This is a genomic window from Streptomyces sp. WAC05292 (genome assembly GCF_003949955.1).
Lineage (GTDB): Bacteria > Actinomycetota > Actinomycetes > Streptomycetales > Streptomycetaceae > Streptomyces > Streptomyces globosus.
In genome coordinates, this window is the sequence record NZ_RPSE01000351.1 from 1 (window position 1) to 6,836 (window position 6,836).

Below are 6,836 nucleotides of genomic sequence, written 5' to 3' on the forward strand. Positions count from 1 at the left end.
CGCTAGTACGCCCCCGTCCCCCTACGCGGGCGGCGCGGTGCGGGCGGCGCGGCGGCGGAGCCGGGTCGCAGCGGCTGCCGCGGCGGTCGCCAGGGCCGCCCCGAGAACCAGCAGCCAGGCGGGGACGCCGCCGACACCCCGTACCGCCGGGTGGTGTACCGGGACAGGCTCCTCGAGGTCGGCGGCGGTGGCGCGCAGTTCGTGGTCGCCGTCGATGCGGGCGGGGTGGGGGAACCGCTGCTCGATCGCCGTCAGGAACGCCTCCTTGCCGTCCGTGAGGGAGGCGAGCGGCTGCTGCGGGGTGATCCGCCCGGCGAAGGTGACCTCCGGTTCGGCCCCGCCGATCGCCGACGCCGGTTCCATCCGGTGGTCCGCGAGGACGTACAGGCCCAGCGTCTGCGGCGTCTCGGCCATCCGCGACAGCCGCATCGGGTAGACGAGGCGGTCGCTGTCGAAGCGGATCCGCAGCGGGTCCAGGTTGCCGCGCAGGGGCTCGTTCCCGTCCTGCGGGGCGAGCCGTACGGCGACGTACTCCCAGCCCTGGTCGACGTACGGCTTCACCTCGGTGGTGAGCGTGCCGGGCAGGGAGAAGCCGTTGGCCTCCAGCCAGCCGCGCAGGGCGGCCGGGTCGGTGGCGGTCAGGCGGGCGACGTCGAAGGCGCCGAGCCGTTCGCGGCCGACGACGCCGACCGCCGGCGCGCCGGCCCCCGGCGCGGCGCCGGCGGTGGCGCCGTCGGCCGAGTCGAACGGCCAGTCGCCGCTGCGCGGCAGGAAGTGGTACCGGGTGCGGCGCTCGGGCGCGGTCAGCCGCGAGAGTTCCGCGAACATCCCGGCGTCCGCGAGGTCGACCGTCGCCCGGGTCGGCACCGGCATGATCCATGCGGCGCGGCGCGCGTTCCCGCCGACGGTGAACCGCATCACGATCTGCTCGGTGCGGCCGTCCCAGCGGACCACGGACGTCTCGCGCTCGACGCCGATGCGGGAGCCGCCGTCCGGGATCATCGCCCCGCAGCCGCAGGCGTACGCGGGGCTGATCAGCGAGGCCGCCTGGGTCGCGAGCAGGGCCAGGAGCAGGGCCGGTATCCGGCTTTTCATCCACACGGGGTCTCAGACGACGGCCCCGGTGTTCCGGTTCCGGCCACCGGCCTGAACCCTGTGGGCGGGTGGGCCGGTGCCGGACGTTCCGGTCCGCGGGGGTCCCCTGTCCGGCTGTCCGACGGCATCCCCATACTGCTGCCATGAGAGGGACGGACAACCCGCGCAGCAGCCCGCTGGTGCCCGACACCGTCGTGGCCGAAATCTCCCGGCATGACTGGGATTCCGCCGCCTGCGGGTGCGGCCGCGGCGCCGGGCATCTGGTGGACACCCTGTGGAACGCCGCCGAGGGGCACCCCTCCGCGTTCCGCGCACTCGAAGGGCACGCCTTCCTGGCGGGGGTGCTGCGCCCGCCGGCCCCCGCGGTGTGCGGGGTGCTGATGGCGGTGTGGTCGGCGGGCCCGCCCCGGCAGGCGACCCGCGAGGCGCTGCTGTGGACGCTGCTGGCGATGCTGGGCGCGGAGGACGACGGGTCGGCGTACGAGGCGGGCCTGTACGGGCAGTGCGCCGCGTTCGTGCGGCGTGCCGCGGACTCGCTGCGCAGGGAGGCGGTGGACCGGCCCGGCTCGGTGTCGGCGGCCTACGCCGACGGCGTGCTGGAGCTGCTCGGCATGGCCGCCTGAGCCTCGGCGACGGCCTGCGGGAGCCAGTCCGCGACCTGCTCGAAGGGGAAGCCGAGGGCGGCCGCGCGGCTGTTGTCGAGGGCGTAGGCGCGGTCGTAGGAGAAGGGTGAGGCCGGCTCCCCGGGCGCCACGACCCGGAGGCGGGGGGCGCGTCCCACCCGGGCGGCGACCGCGTCGCACAGGGCGAGGACGTCGAGGGAACCGTGGGAGGCGGCGTCCACCGTTCCGGTGAATTCCTGCTCCGCCGCCCAGTGCAGGAAGCGGGCGATCTCGCGGTGGTGGACGAACGAGGTGGCGTACGGGGCGCGGTGCACGGCGACGGGTTCGCCGGCGCCGATCCGCGCGACGTAGTGGGCGAGCCGCCCGGTGAACTCCTCGCGTCCGCCGCCGAGGACGTGCGCGGTGCGGACCGCGGCGAAGGCGAAGGGCGCCGCCGTCCCGTCCGGTTCCGGGCGGGCGAGGACGGCTTCGGCGTGCCGCTTGCCGTCGGCGTAGGCGCGGGCTTCGGCGGTCGGGGGTGCCGGGTCGTACACCTCCATCGTGGAGGTCATGACGTAACGGGCGGCCCGCCCCGCGAACACGCGGCGGGCGACCGCCGCCTGGAGGGGCGTGTAGCAGACCTGGTCGACGACGGCGTCGAAGGTGTGCGGGCCGAGTGCGGCGGCGAGGCCGCGGGCGTCGTCGCGGTCGGCGACGAGGTGGAGGGCGCCGGGCGGCGGGGCGGTGGTGCCGCGGTTGAGGACGAAGACCTGGTGGCCGGCTTCCAGCAGGCCGCCGACCAGGTGCTTTCCGAAGTACCGGCTGCCGCCGATGACGAGAATCCGCTTCATGGCCCCGACTCTGCCGGGATAGGGTCCGCCGGAGAACCGACGATCCGCTGATCATCCCGTAAGGAAAACTGCATGCTCGATGTGCACCGGTTGCGTGTCCTGCGGGCGGTGGCCGAGCACGGCAGCTTCAACCGGGCGGCCGCGGCCCTGCTGCTGACCCCGTCGGCGGTGTCCCAGCACGTCGCCGCCCTGGAGCGGAGCGTCGGCCACCCGGTGGCGGTGCGCAGCCCCCGCGGGGTGACGCTGACCGAGGCGGGGCGGCTGCTCGTGGAGGCGGCCGAGACGATCTCCGCGGAGCTCGACCAGGTCCGGCATGCCATCGACCGGCTGGCCGCGGTGCGGCAGCGGCTGACGCTCGCCACCTTCACCAGCGGCGGCCGGCACCTCCTGCCGGAGGCGCTCCCCCGGTTCGTGGCCGCGCACCCGGAGGTCGAGCTGACGGTGCTGGAGGCCGAACCGGAAGCCGCGCTCGCGATGGTCCGCGGCGGCGCGGCCGACCTGGCGGTGGCGTACGCCTTCGACGGCCCGCTGCCCCTGCCGCCGGGCGTCGCCTGGACGCCGCTGCTGGACGACCCGCTGTGGCTGGTCCTGCCGCCCGGGCACCCGCTGGCCGGGCGGGAGGCCCTCGGCCCCGACGAACTCGGCGGCGCCCGCTGGGTGGTGGGCTGTCTGCGGACGGAGGCGTTCCTGCGCCGGTACGCGGAGCAGGCCGGGTTCGAGCTGCGGGTGGCGGCCTCCACCACGGACTACTTCTTCGCCCAGACGCTGGTCGGCGCCGGGGTGGGCGTCGCCCTGGTCCCCCGGGTGTGCCTGGCCCCGCCCGCCGGATGCACCGCCGTACGGGTCGAGCCGCCCGTCCCGCCCCGGCACATCGGCCTGCTCGGGCCGGTCCGGCGCCGGGCGCAGCCGTACGCGCAGGCGCTGGCGGCCGCCCTCCGCGCGGCGGCGGAACCGGCCGCGGGGGCACCGGGGCCTGCGAGCGCCAGGGGCGCCGCGGAGGCCGCGGGTACCGCGAGCGCCGCGGGCGCTACGGGGACCGCCGGCAACCCGGCCGGCACGGGGGCCGCGGGCACCACGCCGGCCACGAGAGCCACCAGCACCACAGGAGCCACAGGCTCCGCGGGGGCCACGGGGGCTGTGCGGGTCATGGATGCCACGGGCGCCCCAGCTCCCGAAGAGGCTGAGGGGGCCGTGGGATGAGCCGTCGTCTGCTCCCCGCCGTCGCGGCCCGGGCCGACCTCCCCTCCGGCCTCCTCGACCGGCTGGTGGCGATCGCCGTCGCCGGGTTGGGGCCGGGCGGCGACCGCGCTGCCGGGCGGGAGTTGGCCTGGACGCTCTGCGACCGCAGCGACCTCGGCCCGGATCGGGTGCGCGCCCTCGCCGAGGCCGACGCGGACACCGCGGTGGTACTCGCCCGTTCCGGGCTGCTCTCCCCCGACGACGCGGATCCGGCCGTCCGGCCGCGCGCGGCGCTTGCCCTGCTGGAGGAGGGTTCCGGCCGCCCCGGGTGGGCCCGGCTCCTGGCGGCCTCCCCCGACCGGGAGGTCCGGTGGCGGCTGGCGTCCTGCCCGGGGCTGCCGTCCGACGTCGCGGAGGTGCTGGCCGCCGACCCGGACCCGGGCGTCGCCGCCGAGTTCGCGCTGTGGACGGCGGATCCGGCGGTCGCCGCCCGGCTGGCCTCGCACCCCGACGCCGAGGTCCGATCGGCCGCCGCGCTCAACGAAGCCACCCCGCCGGAGGTGCTCGCCGCTCTCGTCACCGGCGAGGGGCTCCCGCCGATCCGGTCCTGCCCCGTGTGCCGCCGCGGAGAGGCTCCCGCCCCGTGCGAACCGCCCGCCCGCGCCCGCTGCTCCGGGGCGCACGAGTCCGCCGTCCACGACATCCTGGAGCGGGCCGCTCGCAATCCGGCGACCCCGGCGGCGATCGCGGCGCAGCTGGCCGGCCACCCGTCCGTCCTGGTCCGGTGTGCCCTCGCCGAACGGGCCGGCCTGTCGCAGGAGGCGTACGCGCGCCTCGGCACGGACCCGGCCCCCGCGGTCCGCTGCGCGGTCGCCGGGAACCCGGCTGTCGGGGCGCCCCTGATCCGCGCCCTGGCGGCACGCCGCGACGACCCGGACCTGCTGCGCGCCTTGGCGCGCCACCCCGGGCTGCCGCTCGACGTCCTGGGAGAGGTGGCCTCCGCGGTGCGCATCGGCCCGGTACTGCTGCCGTCCGTCCTCGCCGCGGACCCGGGCGACCTCGCCCGCGCGGCCGCCTCCGCCCCGGCGGCGGTGCGCACGCTGATCGCCGAGCGGCACGACCTGCCCGCCCCGCTGCGGGACGCCCTGGCCGGGGACGCGGACGCCGCGGTGGCCAAGGCCGCTGCCCCGCACCCGGGCCTGTCCGCGGAGCAGTTGCGCACGATGGTGGCGCGGCACGGGGTTCAGGTCTGCGCGCGGGTCGCCGCGAACCCCCGGGCCCCGGAAGACCTGCTGGAGGAGCTGGCCCGGCTCGATCCGCCGGTTCGGCGGGCGCTCCGCGCGATCGCCCTCCACCCGAACGCGACGCTCCCGGCGCTGCTGGTGTGCCTCGAGGACCCGCGGGCCCGGGGGGACGCCGCCGCCCACCCGGCCCTGCCCGCGGCCGTGGTGGCCGGGCTGCTGGACTCTCCGCACGCGGAGGTGGCGGAGGCCGCGGCCGGCCATGCGGCGCTCCCGGCGGCGGTGGTGGAGCGGCTCGTCGCGCAGGCCGAGCGGGCCGGGCCGGACGTTGCCCCCGGCACCGGGGCCGCCGCCGCCCCGTCACTTCCGCGGCCCGGGTGTCGTTAGCCCCAAGGGGTTGACACTGGGGGGCGAAGGGATGACGGAATGCGGCAGTTTCCTCTGGAGATGCACGGCATGGCACCGGGCCGGGTCGTCGAATGGCGGTTGCGGTCCACGGCAGGGCCGGGGCCGGCCGCGGAGACAGAGGGCAGGAGGGCGTCCTTCAACCAGGACAAGCACTTCACCGTCGCGGAGGAGAGCCGCGGCGCCGACGATCCCGTCGCCTCCTGGCTGGCGGTCACCTTCGAGGTATCCGAGGACCTCGACGAGCAGGCGATGACACGGGCCCTCCTCGCCTTCGTCCGGCGGCACGAGGTGCTGCGGTGCGAGTTCCGGCGGCTGGCCGGCGAGTTGGCGTGCGAGCCGATCCCGCCGGCCGAACTCGCCCTCGCCGTCCACCCCGTCGCGTCCTTCGACTCGGCTCCTGAGCTGGTCGGCTTCCTCTCCGAACGGTTCAAGCGGAGCATCGACACCCTGGCCTGGCCGCTGTTCACGATGGGCGCGGTCCTGCGCCCCGGCTCGGCGACCGTCTACCTCGCCTTCGACCACATCGTGTGCGACGGCCTGTCCATGCCGATCGTGGTGCGGGAGGTGCAGGACGCGTACGAGGCGCTGCGCCGGGGCGAGCAGCTCGACGAGCAGTCGGCACCCAGCTACCTGGACTTCGCGGAGGAGCAGCGCCGCCGCTACCTCTCCTTCGACGCCGGCGACGCGCGGCTCGGCTACTGGAAGGACTTCATCGCCCGCGGCGGGGGCGAGTTCTTCCCCCGGTTCCCCCTCGAACTGGGCGTGGAGCCGGGCCTGATGTACCCCATCGTGAACGAGGCGTCGCCGCTGCTGGACGCGGCCGAGACGGAGGTCTTCGACAAGGCGTGCCGGGAGGCCGGCGGGAAGGCCTTCATGGGGGTGCTGGCAGCGGTGGCCGTGTGCCTGCGGGACGCGGGGGGGCCGGGCGTGTACCGGGGGTTCATGCCGGTGAGCGAGCGCGGGCGGTCGGGCTGGTCGCAGTCGGTGGGCTGGTTCGTGAACACCATGCCGATCGAGTTCGACGCCTCGCCCGGGCGGGGGTTCGCGGAAGTCGTGGCGGGGGTGCGGGCCGGGTTCGGCGCGATGATGGACCACATCGACGTGCCGTTCGTCCGGGCCTGGGAGCTGCTGGCGCCGGAGGAGTTCGCGGCCCGGTCGTGGCCCTACCCCGTGAACTTCTTCTCGTACATCGACATGCGCAAGTGCCCCGGCGCCGAGCGGCACGCCGACTGGCGGCCCGCGTCTCACGTCTGGTCGGCGCGTGCGAACGGCGTGTGCTCCTGGTTCCAGCGCGACGCCGACGGGCTCCACATGAACTCGATCTACGTGGACACCCCGGCGGCGCGCCACACCATGGCCGCGTTCCAGGAGGCGCTGCGGCGGACGGTCACGGAGATCGCACGCCACGGCTCCTTCGGCCGCCCGATCGCTCTGGCGGCCCCGCGGGGGCCGGTGGGGGC

6 protein-coding genes are annotated in these 6,836 nt (G+C 76.4%); 4 read left to right on the forward strand and 2 right to left on the reverse strand.

Annotation, left to right across the window (positions count from 1 at the left end; translation table 11 throughout):
- Positions 1-21: 21 nt before the first annotated feature.
- Entirely contained in the window at positions 22-1,095 is a 1,074-nt protein-coding gene (locus EF903_RS26340; RefSeq protein WP_125547245.1) for a DUF2330 domain-containing protein, read from the reverse strand.
- 143 nt (positions 1,096-1,238) lie between these two features.
- On the opposite strand from EF903_RS26340, the gene EF903_RS26345 reads away from it, so the two are divergent.
- Complete coding sequence (locus EF903_RS26345; RefSeq protein WP_125547247.1) at positions 1,239-1,718, forward strand: hypothetical protein; 480 nt, start codon at positions 1,239-1,241, stop codon at positions 1,716-1,718.
- Here EF903_RS26345 and EF903_RS26350 read toward each other — a convergent pair.
- Positions 1,676-2,548: an NAD-dependent epimerase/dehydratase family protein gene (locus tag EF903_RS26350; protein WP_125547249.1), complete on the reverse strand. Its 873-nt coding sequence runs from the start codon at positions 2,546-2,548 to the stop codon at positions 1,676-1,678. The two genes, EF903_RS26345 and EF903_RS26350, sit on opposite strands and share 43 nt — an antisense overlap.
- 72 nt (positions 2,549-2,620) lie before the next feature.
- On the opposite strand from EF903_RS26350, the gene EF903_RS26355 reads away from it, so the two are divergent.
- The 3 genes from EF903_RS26355 to EF903_RS26365 all read left to right on the forward strand — a co-directional run.
- Positions 2,621-3,748: a LysR family transcriptional regulator gene (locus EF903_RS26355; RefSeq protein WP_125547252.1), complete on the forward strand. Its 1,128-nt coding sequence runs from the start codon at positions 2,621-2,623 to the stop codon at positions 3,746-3,748.
- Positions 3,745-5,355 carry a hypothetical protein gene (locus EF903_RS26360; RefSeq protein ID WP_260615948.1) on the forward strand — a complete coding sequence of 537 codons (1,611 nt, stop codon included), beginning with the start codon at positions 3,745-3,747 and terminating at the stop codon, positions 5,353-5,355. Before EF903_RS26355 ends, EF903_RS26360 begins: the two co-directional genes overlap by 4 nt.
- 39 nt (positions 5,356-5,394) lie before the next feature.
- A partial coding sequence (locus EF903_RS26365; RefSeq protein WP_125547254.1) for a condensation domain-containing protein occupies positions 5,395-6,836 on the forward strand: 1,442 nt, incomplete at its 3' end.